General features: G+C 72.3%; 14 protein-coding genes. 6 read left to right on the top strand and 8 right to left on the bottom strand.

Going from position 1 to position 15,651, the window contains the following annotated elements; translation table 11 throughout:
* Positions 1–256: 256 nt before the first annotated feature.
* The 3 genes from ACIBSW_RS22035 to ACIBSW_RS22025 all read right to left on the bottom strand — a co-directional run bounded on the left by ACIBSW_RS22035 (position 257) and on the right by ACIBSW_RS22025 (position 4,538).
* Complete coding sequence (locus ACIBSW_RS22035) at positions 257–1,135, bottom strand: alpha/beta hydrolase (RefSeq protein WP_354720852.1); 879 nt, start codon at positions 1,133–1,135, stop codon at positions 257–259.
* Positions 1,136–1,219: 84 nt separating this feature from the next.
* Entirely contained in the window at positions 1,220–3,442 is a 2,223-nt protein-coding gene (locus tag ACIBSW_RS22030; protein ID WP_354720850.1) for an EAL domain-containing protein, read from the bottom strand.
* Positions 3,443–3,494: 52 nt separating this feature from the next.
* Complete coding sequence (locus ACIBSW_RS22025; protein ID WP_354720848.1) at positions 3,495–4,538, bottom strand: LacI family DNA-binding transcriptional regulator; 1,044 nt, start codon at positions 4,536–4,538, stop codon at positions 3,495–3,497.
* A gap of 220 nt (positions 4,539–4,758) precedes the next feature.
* Between ACIBSW_RS22025 and ACIBSW_RS22020 the strand changes: the two genes are divergently transcribed.
* From ACIBSW_RS22020 to ACIBSW_RS22000, 5 genes are all read left to right on the top strand, one after another.
* Complete coding sequence (locus tag ACIBSW_RS22020) at positions 4,759–6,066, top strand: sugar ABC transporter substrate-binding protein (protein ID WP_354720846.1); 1,308 nt, start codon at positions 4,759–4,761, stop codon at positions 6,064–6,066.
* Between the two features lie 82 nt (positions 6,067–6,148).
* On the top strand, positions 6,149–7,075 hold the full coding sequence (locus tag ACIBSW_RS22015; RefSeq protein WP_354720844.1) for a sugar ABC transporter permease: 927 nt from the start codon (positions 6,149–6,151) through the stop codon (positions 7,073–7,075).
* Between the two features lie 3 nt (positions 7,076–7,078).
* A complete protein-coding gene (locus ACIBSW_RS22010; protein ID WP_354720842.1) occupies positions 7,079–7,900 on the top strand; it encodes a carbohydrate ABC transporter permease in 822 nt (273 codons plus the stop codon).
* Positions 7,901–7,907: 7 nt separating this feature from the next.
* On the top strand, positions 7,908–9,827 hold the full coding sequence (locus ACIBSW_RS22005; RefSeq protein WP_354720840.1) for a beta-L-arabinofuranosidase domain-containing protein: 1,920 nt from the start codon (positions 7,908–7,910) through the stop codon (positions 9,825–9,827).
* 7 nt (positions 9,828–9,834) lie between these two features.
* The gene (locus ACIBSW_RS22000; protein ID WP_354720838.1) at positions 9,835–11,181 is read left to right on the top strand and encodes a serine hydrolase; all 1,347 of its coding nucleotides are present in this window, start codon (positions 9,835–9,837) and stop codon (positions 11,179–11,181) included.
* A gap of 7 nt (positions 11,182–11,188) precedes the next feature.
* Here the strand turns inward: ACIBSW_RS22000 and ACIBSW_RS21995 are convergent, their stop codons facing one another.
* From ACIBSW_RS21995 to ACIBSW_RS21985, 3 genes are read right to left on the bottom strand one after another with little or no spacing between them, the layout of a single operon-like run.
* Positions 11,189–11,686, bottom strand: a complete 498-nt coding sequence (locus ACIBSW_RS21995; protein ID WP_354720836.1) for a GNAT family N-acetyltransferase — start codon at positions 11,684–11,686, stop codon at positions 11,189–11,191.
* Between the two features lie 32 nt (positions 11,687–11,718).
* Positions 11,719–12,267 carry a YciI family protein gene (locus tag ACIBSW_RS21990; RefSeq protein ID WP_354720834.1) on the bottom strand — a complete coding sequence of 183 codons (549 nt, stop codon included), beginning with the start codon at positions 12,265–12,267 and terminating at the stop codon, positions 11,719–11,721.
* A 17-nt stretch (positions 12,268–12,284) separates the two neighbouring features.
* The gene (locus tag ACIBSW_RS21985) at positions 12,285–12,986 is read right to left on the bottom strand and encodes a hypothetical protein (RefSeq protein WP_404799422.1); all 702 of its coding nucleotides are present in this window, start codon (positions 12,984–12,986) and stop codon (positions 12,285–12,287) included.
* 28 nt (positions 12,987–13,014) lie between these two features.
* Between ACIBSW_RS21985 and ACIBSW_RS21980 the strand changes: the two genes are divergently transcribed.
* Complete coding sequence (locus tag ACIBSW_RS21980; RefSeq protein ID WP_354730787.1) at positions 13,015–13,497, top strand: cupin domain-containing protein; 483 nt, start codon at positions 13,015–13,017, stop codon at positions 13,495–13,497.
* Here ACIBSW_RS21980 and ACIBSW_RS21975 read toward each other — a convergent pair.
* Together ACIBSW_RS21975 and ACIBSW_RS21970 are read right to left on the bottom strand one after the other, a co-directional pair.
* Positions 13,489–13,860, bottom strand: coding sequence for an ArsC/Spx/MgsR family protein (locus ACIBSW_RS21975; RefSeq protein WP_354730785.1), 372 nt, complete (start codon positions 13,858–13,860; stop codon positions 13,489–13,491). The genes ACIBSW_RS21980 and ACIBSW_RS21975 overlap by 9 nt on opposite strands.
* Complete coding sequence (locus ACIBSW_RS21970; protein ID WP_404799421.1) at positions 13,812–15,623, bottom strand: PAS domain S-box protein; 1,812 nt, start codon at positions 15,621–15,623, stop codon at positions 13,812–13,814. The genes ACIBSW_RS21975 and ACIBSW_RS21970 overlap by 49 nt, the downstream gene beginning before the upstream one ends.
* Positions 15,624–15,651: the final 28 nt, after the last annotated feature.

The raw sequence follows: 15,651 nt of genomic DNA, 5'->3' as shown, positions 1-15,651 counted from the left end.
GCGCGGCCGAACGTCCGGCGATCGTCGCAAACCGAAGGTACTACTGACATCCACCGAACGGAGGAGCTAAAAATGAGACGCCGGACACATCGGGTGCGATATCTTCGCCGCGGATCTGTGAACGGCTTCGGGGACCCGAAGCGATCATGCCATTACGGAATGTGCGACGGGTCCCCACAAATGCCGCGGAATGTGCGCCCGCGGATGCCGCCCGGCTTATTGATTTCATAAGTCGGAGACACGCCATTCATAAACGCTATCGGGCGACCGCGCGTTCGGTGTTACCGACGATGGCGTCCACTATCCGCGGCCAGGTGGCCCGCGGCAGGTCGTGGCCCATGCCCGGAATGACCAGCAGGTCGGCGCCCGGCACGGCGTCCGCCGTCGCCCGGCCGCCGCTGACCGCGATGAGCGGGTCGTCCTCGCCGTGGATGACGACGGTCGGCGCGGTGACGCCGCCCAGAGCCGCCGTGCGGTCCGGCGAGGCGAGCGCCGCGGCGTACTGCCGCAGGGTGCCGAGCGGGTTGTACGCGCGGTCGTACTTCGCGCTCGCCCGCTGCAGCAGCTCCTGTTCCGTGGCCGGGAAGCCGGGCGAGCCGATGAGGCGCGCCGCGGCGATCGAGTTCGCGATGGCCACCTCCCGGCTCGCCGCCGGCGGCGTACCCAGCAGGGCCGCGGCCTCCGGCGTCGGGCGGCCGACCGCGCGGTCGCCGGTCGTCGACATGATCGAGCAGAGGCTGGCCACCCGGCTCGGGTGGTCGATGGTGAGCTGCTGGGCGATCATGCCGCCCAGCGACACCCCGGTCACGTGCGCCCGCTCGACGCCCAGGGCGTCCAGCAGGCCCGCGGCGTCGGTCGCGAGGTCGGCGAGCAGGTACGGCACCGTCGCACGGTCGCCGCCGAGGATCCCCCGCACGTCGGGCACGCCCAGCTGCGGCAGCGCGCTGGACAGGCCGGCGTCGCGGTTGTCGAAGCGGATCACCCGCAGGCCGCGGGCCGCGAGCAGCTCGCAGAAGTCCTGCGGCCAGTCGATCAGCTGAGCGCCGAGCCCCATGATCAGCAGCAGCGCGGGTGCGTCGTCGTCGCCGAGCGTCTCGTAGCGGAGCTGAACGCCGTTCGACAGTACGTCGGGCACGGAGGGGTCCTCTCGTCGTCGGCTGCCGGGCGGGTGTCCCGGACCACGCCGATGATGACCCGGACCGGGGTCTCCCGGCCAGACCTAGACGACGACCGCGGTCGGGTGTGCGAGGAAGTCCGGCTCGGCGACCGGCCGGCCGAAGTGGTAGCCCTGCGCCAGCCGGTAACCGAGGCGGTGCAGCTCGGTGGCCTGCTCGGCGGTCTCCACGCCCTCCGCGACCGCCGTCAGGCCCAGGCCGTGCGAGACCTGGATCAGCGCGGTCGCGATGACCGCCTCCCGCCCGGCCAGGGTGATGTCGTCGACGAACGACTTGTCCACCTTGAGCACGTCGACCGGCACCGTCTGCAGCAGGCCCAGCGAGGAGTGCCCGGTGCCGAAGTCGTCGAGGGCGATCCGGACGCCGAGCTCCCGCAGGTCCTTGACCGCCTGCACGGCCCGGCCGCCGCCGAAGACGGCGGTCTCGGTGATCTCCAGGGTCAGGCGCTGCGGCTCCAGCCCGCTGCGGGCCAGCACCGAGGCGACCAGCTCGGGGAAGCCCGGCTCGGCGAGCTGGCGCGCGGAGACGTTCACGCCCATCCGCTCGGGCGCGCGGTCGCCGAGGGTGGCGAGCCAGACGACGGCCTGCGCGCACGCGGTGCGCAGCACCCAGGCGCCCAGCTCCACGATGAGCCCGTTCTGCTCCGCGACCGGGATGAAATCGGCGGGGCTGACGAAGCCGCGCTCCGGGTGCTCCCAGCGGATCAGCGCCTCGACCGAGACCGGGCGGCCGTCGGGCAGCGACACGATCGGCTGGTAGACGAGCCGGAACTGGCCGGCGTCCAGCGCGATCCGCATGGCGGCGCCGAGCCGGGCCGCCTCGCCCGCCTCGTCGTCGAGCTCCGGCGCGTAGCGGCGGCGGCCGTCGCCGCCGGCCTTGGCCGCGTACATCGCCACGTCCGCGCGGCGCAGCAACTCGACCGCGTCGCGCGTGCCGTCGGCGCCCGCGACGCCGACGCTCGCGCCGACCAGCAGCTCGTGCCCGCCGGCCTGGAACGGCACGCTCAGCGCGGCGCAGATCCGCGCGACCATCTCGTCGCCCTCGGCCTGCGTCGCGTCGGGCACCAGGATGGCGAACTCGTCGCCGCCCATCCGGGCGGCCAGGTCGCCCTGGCGCAGGCCGGCCGAGAGGCGCGCGGCGACGGCGGCGAGCAGCCGGTCGCCGACCAGGTGGCCGAACCGGTCGTTGACCGCCTTGAAGCCGCTCAGGTCGAGCATCGCCACCTGCGGCGAGCCGGCCTCGAGGGCCTCGCGGACCCGCTGCTCGAACCGGCGGCGGTTGGCCAGCCCGGTGAGCTCGTCGTGCATCGCCAGGATCTCGAGCCGGCCGGCCTGCGCCTGCACCTGCGAGACGAAGCCGTCCATCCGCACCAGCACGAGCACGAAGAGCACGACCGCGCCGATCCCGATCGCCAGCCAGCTCACCGGGCCCGGCCGGGCGCCCTGGAGGAAGAGCATCGCCGGTACGACCAGCGTCGCGCAGGTCAGCGCGGCCAGCCGCACCCGGCCGAACCCTTCCCGCCCGGCCTCGCGGCGCTCGGTGCGCACCGAGGGGTGCAGGGCCGCGCCGGCCCAGAAGACGTACGCGAACAGGAAGCCGGTGTACACGTAGTCGCCGGCGGAGTCCCGGACCTCGGGCAACAGCGTGTTGATGACGTTGGCGGTCAGCGTCAGGACACTGCCGGCGATCAGCAGCCAGTCGCTGCGCGTCGGCCTGCCGGACCGGGTCACCAGGCGGGCCACCACCGCGATCAGCAGCACGCTGGCGGTCGGGTAGGCGACCGTGACCAGCCGGGTGAGCAGCGGCGTCGCGGCGTCCTCGAGGATCGGGCCGATGACGAAGATCCAGTAGACCAGCCCGAGCCCGGCCGCGATGATCGCCGTGTCCACCAGCCCGTACCACTCGCGCAGGCGCCGGCCGCGGGCCAGGGCGTACAGGGCGGCGATCAGGAACGGAAAGCCGGCCATGTAGAAGGCGTCCGACCAGGCCGGGAACGGGTGCTCACCGAGCAGCAGGCCCTGGATCACGTACGCGACGTCGCCCAGCACGGTGAGTACCTGGCTCACGACGAAGACGTACCAGGGCCGGGGGTCGGCGAGCCGGTTGCGCCGCAGCCCCGCGACCATGACCAGCACCGACGCCAGGCCGATCAGGCAGGAGAGGATCGCCTTGGCGCCGGCCGAGGACAGGAAGGGGTAGCCGAGGCACGCCAGCGTGCCCAGCCCCATCCAGATCGACCACGCACGGTCGACGCGTACTTCCTGCACGTACCCGCCTATCGGCCCGGTGGGGCCGGACCTGAGAAGCGCGGCGGCGGCCTCAGCGCAGCGGTGCCGTGGATTCGCGGGTGACCAGGCGGCCCGGCACGGTCTCGACGCCGGAGCCGGGGTTGCCCTCCATCGCCGCGGACAGCCGCTGCGCGGCGATCCGGCCGAGCTGCTCCAGGTTCAGGTCGATGGTGGTCAGCGGCGGGCGGGCGTTGGCGGCGAGGACCTTCCAGTTGTCGAAGCCGATCACGGCGACCCGGGACGGCACGTCGATGCGCTCCTCGTGCAGCACGTCCAGGACGCCGCGGGCGATCTCGTCGGAGCCGGCGAAGATCGCGTCGACGTCGGTGCAGCGCTCCAGCAGCATCCGGGTGGCGCCGCGGCCCCACGCCTCGGACCACATGCCGAACCACACCTCGCCGCCGGCCGGCTCGAGGCCCTCCTCGGCCAGCCGCTCCAGCGCGCCGCGGGCGCGGTCCTGCGCGGCGCCGTAGTCGGGGTCGCCGGTGATGTGCGCGATCCGCCGGCGGCCGCACCGCAGCAGATGATCGACCGCCATCCGGCCGCCGCCGACGTTGTCGGTGACCAGCGACAGGTCCCGCGGGTCGTCCGAGGGCGCGTACGCGTAGACGACCGGGACCGGCAGCTCCCGGCCCAGCGACGCGCGGGTGTCGGGCCGCGCGCCGACCACGATGAGCCCGTCGACCCGGCGGCTGAGCAGCGCGCGCAGGTGGTGCTTCTCGCGGATGGCGTCGTCGCGGGCGTCGCAGAGGAAGACCGAGGTCTGGTCCGAGCCGAACGCGTCCTCGGCGCCCATCAGGATCGGGATGGAGAAGCGGCCCTCCAGGTCGGAGGTGAGCAGGCCGACCGTTCCGGTGCGCTGCGTGATCAGGCTCTGCGCGATGGTGTTCGGCGAGAAGGACAGCTGCTCGGCCGCCTGGATGACGCGCGCCCGGGTCTCGGCGCGCACCTGCGGCTGGCCGTTGAGCGCCTTGGACGCGGTCGCGACCGAGACGCCGGCGAAGCGGGCGACATCACGCAGGGTGACGTTGCGGTTGGCGGGCGCCGGTTCACCGGCTGTCGAACCTCTTGACAAGAAAATCTCCACGGCATTACGTTTCTGAAAACGTTTTCGGTGCTTCGTGCCGAACCCCCACCCCACTCATCTGGCCGTCTTCACATGCTCATTCGCGAGGGTTTGGCAGACGTCAGCCTAGCTCACGTGGCGGCCGCTCCCGAAACCTACGTCCGAAACAACAGATACCGTCCGGGCACGCTCGTTTCCGTCCGTACCCCCGCGGTTCGAGGAGGAGCAAGTGAGAACACGGATATCCCGGGGCGCCCGCAGAGCGGTCGCCGCGGTAGCGGCACTGGGGCTCGTGGCCGCGATGGCGGCGTGCGGATCCGACGACGAGACGCCGTCCGGGTCGGGCGCCGTCACCGCCGAGGGCGTCGACGACGGCGCCGAGCTCGCCCTGTGGACCCGGGCGCCGCTGGAGTTGCAGGCCAAGGCGCTCGTCGACGCGTACAACAAGTCGCACAAGAACCAGGTGAAACTGACCATCGTCCCGAACGACGACTACGTCGCGAAGGTCGGCGCGGCGGCCGGCAGCGGCGACCTGCCCGACCTGTTCGCCGCGGACATCGTCTACGTGCCCAACTGGACCAAGGCCGGGCTGTTCAGCGACATCACCGAGCACATCGGCAAGCTGCCGTACGCCGACAAGCTCAACCAGGGGCACATCACGGCCGGCACCTACGACAACGCCAAGTACGTGCTGCCGTTCGTGCTCGACCTCTCGGTGATCTTCTACAACAAGGACCTCTACCGCGAGGCCGGCCTCGACCCGGAGAAGGGCCCGACCACCCTCGATGAGTTCAAGCAGCAGGCGCTCGCCGTGCAGAAGCTCAACAAGAAGGACACCTACGGCACCTACTTCGGCGGCAACTGCGGCGGCTGCAACGTCTTCACCTGGTTCCCGATGGTCTGGGCCAGCGGCGAGGAGGTCATGAACCCCGAGGGCACCAAGTCCCTGCTCGACGGCCCCGCCGCGCAGAAGGTGTACGCCACCTGGCGCGAGCTGAACGCCGCCGGCGCCATCGCACCCGGCGCCAAGGACGAGACCGGCGCCACCTGGGTCGCCGCGTTCCAGGAGGGCAAGGTCGGCGTGATGCCGTACCCGGCGACGCTGCTGTCCACCGCCGCCAAGACCGTCGACGTCGGCCTCGTGCCGATCCCCGGCGTCAGCGGAGGCGCCTCGACCTTCGTCGGCGGCGACGGCATCGGCATCTCCAAGGACTCCAAGAAGAACGCGCAGGCGTGGAACTTCCTCTCCTGGCTCACCTCCGAGGCCGCGCAGGTCGGCGTGCTCGCGGCGAACAACAGCACGGTGTCGCGCACCGACCTCGCCGACAACCAGTACTCGGCGAAGGACCCGCGGGTCGCCACGGTCAACAAGGTCGCGGGGTCGCCGCAGAGCAAGACGCCCGTCGCGATCAACTTCCAGCAGGCCTTCAACGCACCCACCAGCCCCTGGGTCACGCTGCTGCGCAACCAGGTGTACGGCGAACAGCAGAAGCTCGCCGACGACAACGCCGCCGTCACCGGCGTGCTCGGCCAGTAGCGGCGCGACGCGGCGCCGGGTATCGAGAGGTCCCGGCGCCGCGAGCCGGCCGTCACCCGCGTACTGGAGGAGCACCGCGACCATGGCACCGACACCGACCCTCGCCGCGCCGCCGGGCGACGTCGCCCGGCAGGGCGATCGGCGCCCCCGCCGGCCGCTGCGCCGCTCCCCCGCGCTCGCCGGCTGGGCTTACGCCGCGCCGACGGCGATCTTCGTCCTGATCTTCTTCGTGGTGCCGTTCCTGCTGGTCGGCCGGATGTCGGTCTCCGACTGGGGGCTGTTCGCCGGCAACCGGGGCTGGAACGCCCCGGAGAACTTCACCTCGGCCATGGACGACCGGTTGTTCTGGCCCGCGGTGTGGTTCACGCTCAAGTACACGGTGGTCACCACCGTCATCCTGCTCGGGCTCTCGCTCGGGCTCGCCCTGATCGTCCAGGAGTCGACCCGCTGGAACGGCCTGCTGCGCACCGCCTTCCTGGTGCCCGGCGCGCTCGGGCTGGCCTCGGCCTCGCTGCTGTTCTACGCCCTGTACTCGCCGCAGGTCAGCCCGCTCGGCTTCCTCGGCATCGACTCGTTCCTCGGCACGCCCTCGGCCGCGCTCTGGTCGACGGTCGCGCTGATCGTGTGGCGGTTCGCCGGCTTCTACATGCTGCTGGTCCTCGTCGGGCTGCAGGGCATCTCCGGCGACGTGTACGAGGCGGCCCGGCTCGACGGCGCCGGCCGGTGGCAGGTCTTCCGGTACGTGACCCTGCCGCTGCTGCGCCCGTCGCTGGCGCTGTGCACCATCCTCTGCGTCACCGGCTCGATGCTGGCCTTCGACCAGTTCTACATCCTGACCAAGGGCGGCCCCGACAACAGCACCGTCACCATCGTGCAGCTGGTCTACAACATGGCCTTCGGCGGGCAGAACGACCTCGGGCGCGCCGCCGCGCTGTCCATCCTGGTGCTGATCGCGCTGCTGGTCGTCAACGCGCTGCAGTTCCGCAACCTGCGCGGCCGGGAGGGCTGAGAAGTGTCACGCAACCTGCTGCTGCGCACGCCGCAACACGTGCTCACCGGCGCTCTGGCGATCATCTTCCTGTTCCCGCTCGCCTGGGCGTCGGTCGCCTCGGTAAGCCCGCAGGCCGGCACCGCGCAGACCGACGGATGGGGCCTGGGCAACTACCAGACCCTCGCCGACTACCAGGCCGGCATCGGCCAGTACCTGTTCAACTCGGCGCTCGTGTCGACCCTGACCGTGCTGTTCACCCTGACGGTGTCGGTACTCGGCGGGTACGCGTTCGCGATGTTCCGATTCCCGGGCCGCAACGTCCTGTTCCTGCTGACCCTCGCCATCCTGATGGTCCCCTACGCCACCCTGCTGATCCCGCTCTACGTGCTGCTCAACGAGCTCGGGCTGCAGAACTCGCTGGTCGGGCTGGCGCTCGTGCTCGCCATGTTCCAGCTGCCGTTCGGGACCCTGATGATGCGCGTCTCCTTCGAGGCGGTCCCCACCGAGCTGCGCGAGGCCGCCCTCATCGACGGCTGCGGCTCGGTCCGCGCGCTGCGGCTCGTCCTGCTGCCGGCCGTCAAACCCGGGCTGATCACGGTGGGCCTGTTCGCGTTCCTCGCCGCCTGGAACGACTTCATCACGCCGCTGGTGCTGATCAGCGACTCCGACAAGGTTCCGCTCCCGCTCGCCGTCGCCAACCTGCGCGGGCAGGTCATGGGCATCGTCGACTACGGCGCGACGGAGGCCGGCGTGGTCGTGCTGGCGCTGCCCTGCGTGCTGCTCTTCCTCGCACTCCAGCGGCACTACGTCCGCGGGTTCATGTCCGGCGCACTCAAAGGGTGATCCACAAGTGACGATCGACGAAATTCAGCCCATCGCCACCGGCGGCTGGACTCAGCGCGGTGGCACACCCGCCGCGCCGAGCCGTGGCCTGCTGCGCCCGCTCGGCCTGCGCGAGGTCACCCTGCGCACCGGCTTCTGGCAGCGCCGGCAGGACGTCAACGGGTCCGCCTCGCTGGCGCACATCGAGCACTGGCTGGAACGCGCCGGCTGGCTCGGCAACTTCGACGCCGCCGTGCAGGGTCGCCTGCCCGGCGCCCGGCGCGGCCGCGAGTTCGCCGACACCGAGGTCTACAAGCTGCTGGAGGCGATGGCCTGGGAGTTCGGCCGCACCGGCGACCTCGAACTCGACGCCCGCTACCGGGCCATCGTGCGCCGGGTCGCCGCCGCGCAGGAACCCGACGGCTACCTGAACACCAACTTCGGCCGGCCCGGCCAGCGGCCCCGCTACAGCGACCTGGAGTGGGGCCACGAGCTCTACTCCTTCGGCCACCTCATCCAGGCGGGCGTGGCCCGGGCCCGGACCAGCGGCGGCGACGAGCTCGTCGACGTGGCGGTGCGCGCCGCCGACCACGTCTGCGACGTCTTCGGCCCGGACGGCATCGCGAGCGTCTGCGGCCACCCGGAGATCGAGCCGGCCCTGGTGGAGCTCTACCGGGTCACGGGCGACCGCCGCTACCTGGAGCAGGCCGAGCTCTTCATCGACCGGCGCGGCCGCCGGGTCCTGGCCGACATCGAGTTCGGCCGCTCCTACTTCCAGGACGACGTGCCCGTACGCGCGGCGGACGTGCTACGGGGGCACGCGGTCCGGGCCACCTACCTGGCGGCGGGAGCGGTCGACGTCGCCGTGGAGACCGGCGACACCGAGCTGCTGGACGCCGTCGCCCGGCAGTGGCGGGCCACGGTCGCGCGCCGCACCTACCTCACCGGCGGGATCGGGTCCCGCCACCAGGACGAGGCGTTCGGCGACGACTTCGTGCTGCCGCCCGACCGCGCCTACTCGGAGACCTGCGCCGGCGTCGGCTCGGTGATGCTGGCCTGGCGGCTGCTGCTGGCGCAGGGCGACCCCCGCTACGCCGACCTCATCGAGCGGATCCTGTTCAACGTCGTCGCCACCTCACCGTCGGACGACGGCACCCGGTTCTTCTACACCAACACCCTGCACCAGCGCGTCCTGGGCACCGAACCGGCCGCCGACACCCAGGTACCCCGGGCGTCGTCGACGATGCGCGCGCCCTGGTTCGAGGTGTCCTGCTGCCCCACCAACCTGGCCCGGACCTTCGCCGGCCTCGCCGCCTACGTCGCCACCAGCGACGACGACGGCGTGCAGCTGCACCAGTACACGGCGGCCCGGGTGCACACGACGCTGCCCGGCGGCCGGGAGATCGGCCTTGAGCTGGAGACCGCGTACCCCGCGGACGGCCGGATCACCGTCCGGGTCACCGAATCGCCGGACACCCCGTGGACGCTCACCCTGCGCGTGCCGCACTGGGCCGCCGGCGCGACCCTCGACGGCGCCGCCGTCCCCACCGGTCAGGTGCGGGTCCACCGCCGCTTCTCCCCCGGCGAGACCGTCGTGCTCGACCTGCCGGTCCGGCCGCGGCTCACCGCGCCCGACCCCCGCATCGATTCGGTACGCGGATGCGCCGCCGTCGAACGCGGCCCCGTCGTGTACTGCCTGGAGTCGATCGACCTGCCGCCGCACGTGCCGCTCGAGTCGGTACTGCTCGACCCGTCGACCACACCCGAGGACCGCGACGGCGCGGTCGTGATCGCGGCCCGCATCGCACCCCCGCCCGACGGCGAATGGCCGTACGGCCCGGCCGCGCCGGAGCCGGACGCGGAACCGCTGCAGGTCGCCCTCCGGCCCTACCACGACTGGGCCGGCCGCGGCCCGTCGACCATGCGCGTTTGGCTGCCCCGGCTATAAATACCGGATGACCGGCCTTCCCCGCAGCACCCCCGCCGAGCAGGGCGTCGATGCCGCCGGCATCGACGCGTTCGTGGCGGCGCTGGGACGGGCGCCGGACATCGAGCCGCACAGCCTGATGGTCCTGCGGCACGGTCACGTGGTCGCCGAGCGCTGGTGGCATCCGTACGGGCCCGGCACGCCGCACCTGCTCTACTCGCTGAGCAAGGCCTTCGCGTCGACCGCCCTCGGCTTCGCGGTGGCCGAGGGCCTGGTCGACCTGGACGCCACCGTGCTGTCGTACCTCCCCGAGCACGACGCCCGGATCACCGACCCCCGCTCCCGGTCCCTCCTGGTACGCCACGTCGCCTCGATGACCAGCGGCCACGCCGCCGAGACCATCGACGAGGCGTTCCCGGCCGGCGACGGCGACCTCACGCTCGGCCTGCTCCTGCTGCCGCCGGAGCGGGACCCGGGCACGTTCTTCGCCTACAACCAGCCGTGCACCAACGCCCTGTCGGCGATCATCGAACGGGCCGCCGGCGCGCCGCTGACCGAGTTCCTGCGCACCCGGCTCTTCGAACCGCTCGGCATCGAACGGTACGGCTGGTCGCTCGACCCGGTCGGCCGCGAGCAGGGCTTCTCCGGGCTGCACCTGACGACCGAGTCCGTCGCCAAGGTCGGCCAGCTCTACCTGGACGGCGGCAGCTGGCAGGGCAAGCAGCTGCTGCCGGCCGAGTGGGTCGCCGAGGCCACCCGCGCACACGTCGACGCGGACCGCGACAGCTCCGACTGGGGCCGGGGCTACGGCTTCCAGTTCTGGCGCAGCCGGCACGGCTACCGCGGCGACGGCGCATACGGGCAGTTCATGCTCGTCCTGCCGGAGGCCGACGCGGTCGTGGCGATCACCTCGCAGAGCCCGGACCTGCAGGGCCTCCTCGACCGGGTCTGGACGCACCTGCTGCCCGCCCTGACCGCCGGATCCGGCCCGAGCGGGCCGTGGCCGGCGGAGTACCCGGAGCTGGCCCGCCCGGCCGGCGACGGCGGCCCGCTCGCCGAGGCGACCTACCGACCGGGCCCGGCCAACGAGGTGGGCTCGCTGCTGTCCGTCCAGGTCCGGCCCGGCGAGCTGGTGCTCGACGAGGGCTGGGAGCTGACCGCCGGCCTCGGTGGGCCGGACCGCTGGACCGTCACCGGCCCGCTGGCCACCGCGTACGCCTGGTCCGGCGACCGCCTGCTGATCGACGTGGTCTTCGTCGAGACCCCGCACCGGCTGCACCTGAGCTTGGACCCGGCAACCGCGACGTTCGCCGCGTCCTGGCAGACGCCACCCATGGCCCCGGTCCCCCTCGCCGCCCTCCGGATGCCGCGCTGACGCCCGGTTACCCGATGACCGGCCGACCCATCAGGACGCCGTAGTTCGCGAACCCATGCCGGCCGTAGAATCGGACCGCGCCGGAGTTCTGGTGATGGATGCCCGCGGACAGGTAGGTGATCCCGTGCTCCGCCGCCCACTTCACGGCGGCGTCGATCAGCGCGGTCCCGACGCCGCGGTCCCGTGCGCTGTCGAGCACCACGGTGTGGATCTGCGCCGACGGCGCGTCCGGGCGCAGAATCTGGTGATCCGGCGGATCCGGGTTACGCAGGACCTCGACCATCCCGACGGTGCGGCCGGCGAGCTCCGCGACCAGAACGGCGTGCCGCTCCGGCCCGTCTGCCAGCATCGCGGTGAAGTGGCGCAGGACGGCGTCCCGCGCCGGCACGCGATACGTCCCCCGGTCGAATGCGAGATGCGCCTCGGCGTTCGCGACACGCAGCCGGACGAGAGCCTCGACGTCGGCCACGGCCGCCGGTCGTACCGTTATCGCTTCCCGGTCCATCCCGCGAACCTACCGGGATCATGACCCGGCGATCATCTCCGTCCGCCGAACGCCCAGCGGTGTACCTCCACATCGGCGTACCGGTCCTGGGTCAGGACCGAGCGTGCCTTGTCCGGGTCCGGCGCCAGGATCAGCACCGCCGTGCCCAGCCAGGCCGCGCCGTCGTCGGACAGCAGCGGCCCGTACGCGATCAGCTCGTCGCGGCCGGGTGGCACGGCGAGGTCGGCGGCCTGACCCGCGCCGAGGCCGAGCACCAGGTACCGGTCGCCGCCCGTCCGGCCGCCCGGGAAGTCCCACATGGTGCGCCCCAGCAGGTTGCGCCACCGGCGCAGCAGCACGTCCCGGTACACGCCGGCCTGGTAGTTGGGCTCGTCGAAGGCGAACGCGCGGGCCGCGGCGGGACCGGGCAGGTCGACGATGTGCAGACTGCCGGTCGGCGGTCCGTCGTCGGTGACGAACGTCGGGCCGCGGGCGATCAAATCCTTCTCATATCGGTCCATGTAGGACCAGTGGTCCTCCACCAGGTCTCGGCGCAGCGCCCCGGAGCCGGGCCGGTCGCGGTGGTAGCACAGGAATTCCACGCCGGAAGTCTCCCACCTCAGCGCTGAAAGCGGGCGTTGAACAGCGGCCGGCTGACCCAGTCGGCCAGCCAGGTCGGGTCCAGCTCGTTGAAGGCTTCCGGACGCGCCGGATCGCAGGCCGGCCAGTACGCGGTCAGCCAGCGCTGCTCCGCACCGTACAGCCGGTCCCAGCGCGGCCGGACCAGCGCGGTCACGGCCCGCTGCCGGGTCTCGCTGCCGGCCGCGTGGCGGCCGAGATAGCAGACGGCCGAGAGGGTCTTCGACAGGCTGGACAGGGCGTGTTCCTGCATGTCGAGCAGCGGATGCGGGGAGCTGAGTTCCAGGAGGCGCCGGAGCTCCGCCAGCACCGCGGCCCGCGCCCGGTCGTCGCCGGCGCTGGCCAGCACCAGCAGCGCGCCGCCCCGGACCTCGTCGTCGGGATCGGCGAGGGCGCGCGCGTACACGTCGGTGGCCGCGACGCCCGCCCGCTTGGCGAGCGCGATGAGCGCGCAGCGGCGCACGCCCGCCGACATACCGGGCCGCAGGGCGATGTCGCCGAGAACGGCGGACCCGTCCGGCCCGTCGGCCTCGCCGAGCGCGGCGACCAGGTCGCTGAAGCGGTCCTCCTTCGAGGTCGCCGCGAGCGCGGCCAGCAGGGCGCGCTCGCCGGCCGGGCCTGCGGCGACGGCGCTGGTGAGCGCCGCCTGGAAGGCGTCGTCGGCGGCGGCGTCCAGGTCCAACGTGCTGCTCCTCCGGCATGATGGTGCGGTGACCTATCCACCACCGCTGTATCACGGGGACGAGGGCGAGATCAGCGCCCGCTACCGGCCGGACGCCACCGCGCCGGAGCTGGTCTACCCGAACGGTACCCGCGTGCACTACCTGTCCACCGGCGCGTCGACCGGCGGGCTGTTCGGCCTGTACCGGTGGGAGTGCGGGCCGGGCGTGACCGGGCCGGACCCGCACTTCCACCGGTCCATAACGGAGTCGTTCTACATCCTGTCCGGCACCATGCGGATCTACGACGGCCGCCGCTGGATCGACGCCGAGCCCGGGGACTACGTGCACGTCCCGGCCGGCGGGATACACGGGTTCAAGAACGAGTCCGGGCGGCCGGCCTCGATGCTGCTGCACTTCTCGCCGGGCGCGCCGCGCGAGGGGTACTTCGAGGGGCTGGTCGGGGTCGCGCTGCTGAGCGAGGAGGAACGCGCCGCGTTCTACGCCGAGCACGACAACAACTGGCTAGCCTGAGACGTCGTCGCGGCGTACCGCGGCGCGGACGGCCTCGGGCGAGCGGGCGATGGACGCGGTGTCGTCCGCGGTGATGATCGGGCGCTGGATGAGGACCGGGTGCGCGGCGAGGGCGGCGACCCACCGGTCGCGGTCCGCGGCCGCGCGGGGCCAGGTGGCGAGGCCGAGCTGCTCGGCGACCGGTTCGCCCAGCCGCACGATGTGCCAGGGTTCCAGTTCGAGGTGCGCCAGGACGTCGTTGAGCTCCTCGACCGTCGGCGGCTGCTCCAGGTAGTACCGGACGGTGTAGTCGGCCTGCTCGGCGTCGAGGATCGTCAGGGCGCTCTGGCACTTCGAGCACTCGGGGTTGATCCAGATCTCCATCGGTCCTCCGTTGACGCGCCGGCGGTCTCAGCCGCCGACTCTTCCAGAAGAGTCCGCCGGTCGGCGTGCAGGGCGGCGTCGACCGCGCGCAGCAGGCCGTCGCCGGTGAACGGCTTCTCGATGAAGGCGATGTCCGGGTCGAGGACGTTGTGGCTGCCGAGCAGGCCGTCGCTGTAGCCGGACATGAAGAGGACGGGCAGGCCGGGGTGGCGTTGCCCGAGGAGTTCGACCAGCCGCGGCCCGGACATCTCGGGCATGATGACGTCGGTCAGGACCATGTCGCAGCCCTCCTGGCCGTCCAGGGTGAGCGCCTCGGGGCCGCTGACCGCCAGCTGGACCTGGTATCCGCCCTCGGTGAGGATGCGGGCGACGATGCGTCCCAGCGCGGGTTCGTCCTCGACGACCAGGACGGTCTCGCCCCGTCCGCGGGGTACGGCCCCGCTCGGCGCGGGTGCCGCGGCGCCGGCGGCGGGCTCGGTGACCAGCGGGAGGTAGACCCGGAACGTGGTGCCGACGCCCTCCTCCGAGTACACGTTGACGCCGCCGCCCGCCTCGGTGACCACGCCGTACACGGTGGCCAGGCCGAGGCCGGTTCCCCGGCCGTGCGGTTTCGTGGTGTAGAACGGCTCGAAGATGTGCCGGGCGACCTCGGGGGCCATGCCCTCGCCGGTGTCGCAGACCAGGAGCCGCGCGTACGTTCCCGCGCCGAGCGGGGGCTGCGTGTGTATCTGGTGCTCGTCCAGCGTGGCGCGGCCGGCCTCGATCACCAGGGTGCCGCCGTCGGGCATCGCGTCGCGGGCGTTGAGGCTGAGGTTCAGCAGGATCTGCTGGATCTGGCCGCCGTCGGCGTGGATGGTGAGCGGCGCCGGCGAACGCTTGGTGATCAGCTGGATGTGTTCGCCGATGGTGCGGCGCAGCATGGCCTCCACCTCGTCGATGGAGGCGTTGAGGTCCAGGTCGTGCGGCTGGATGGTGTCGCCGCGGGTGAAGACGAGCAGCTGGTGGGTCAGGCTGATGGCCCGGTCGGCGGCCCGCCGCACGTTCTCCAGGTCGGCCTGCACGGCGGGGTTGCCGGCACTCTGCTCGGCGGCGAACGCGGTGTAGTTGACGATGATGGCGAGGATGTTGTTGAAGTCGTGTGCGACGCCGCCGGCGAGCTTGCCGAGGCTCTCCATGCGCTGCGCCTGGTGTGTCCGCTCCTCGATCAGCCGCCGGCGCTCCGCCGCGGCCTTCGCGGACCTGATGTCGCGGCCGACGAACGCGAAACCGATGATGGTGCCGTAGCTGTCCGTGACCGGTGTGGCGCTGACGGAGACGTCCAGGGGCGTGCCGTCCTTGTGCACCCGCCTGGCGTCGTAGCGCAACCGTTCGCCCCTGGCCAGCCGGTCCAGAATGTCGCGCTGATCGCGTTGGTGGGCGGCGTCGGCGATTATCGAGAACGGGCGGCCCAGCGCCTCTGCCGCGGTGTACCCGAAGAGGCGCTCGGCGCCGCCGTTCCAGGCGGTGAGCGTCCCGTTCAGGGTGGTGCCCATGATCGCTTCCTCGCTGTGCTCGACGACGGCGGCGAGGGTGGCGCGGTGACGATCCGCCACGTCCTGCGCGGCGCGTTCGCGGGCGCCGGCCGCGTCGAGCAGGTACTGGCCGCCCGGATCGGGTCGCCGGGCCCAGCAGTAGAGGCCGGCGATCGCCGCGATGGCGATCGCGATCGCCGCGAACGCCACCATGATGACCGTATTGCCGAGCACGTAGATCTGGACCGGCACACTCTTCTCTTCGGGCCGGGAGACCAGA

It is taken from the genome of Actinoplanes sp. NPDC049668, assembly GCF_044465445.1.
Classification (GTDB): Bacteria; Actinomycetota; Actinomycetes; order Mycobacteriales; family Micromonosporaceae; genus Actinoplanes.
Note: the sequence above shows the minus strand (reverse complement) of the source record. Positions and strands in the feature narration are given on the sequence as shown.

Bases quoted from the DNA above. Each gene is read 5' to 3' on its own strand.
- ACIBSW_RS22000 (WP_354720838.1), top strand. From the start codon at position 9,835: ATGACCGGCCTTCCCCGCAGCACCCCCGCCGAGCAGGGCGTCGATGCC.
- ACIBSW_RS21995 (WP_354720836.1), bottom strand. From the start codon at position 11,686: ATGGACCGGGAAGCGATAACGGTACGACCGGCGGCCGTGGCCGACGTC.
- ACIBSW_RS22015 (WP_354720844.1), top strand. From the start codon at position 6,149: ATGGCACCGACACCGACCCTCGCCGCGCCGCCGGGCGACGTCGCCCGG.
- ACIBSW_RS21975 (WP_354730785.1), bottom strand. From the start codon at position 13,860: ATGGAGATCTGGATCAACCCCGAGTGCTCGAAGTGCCAGAGCGCCCTG.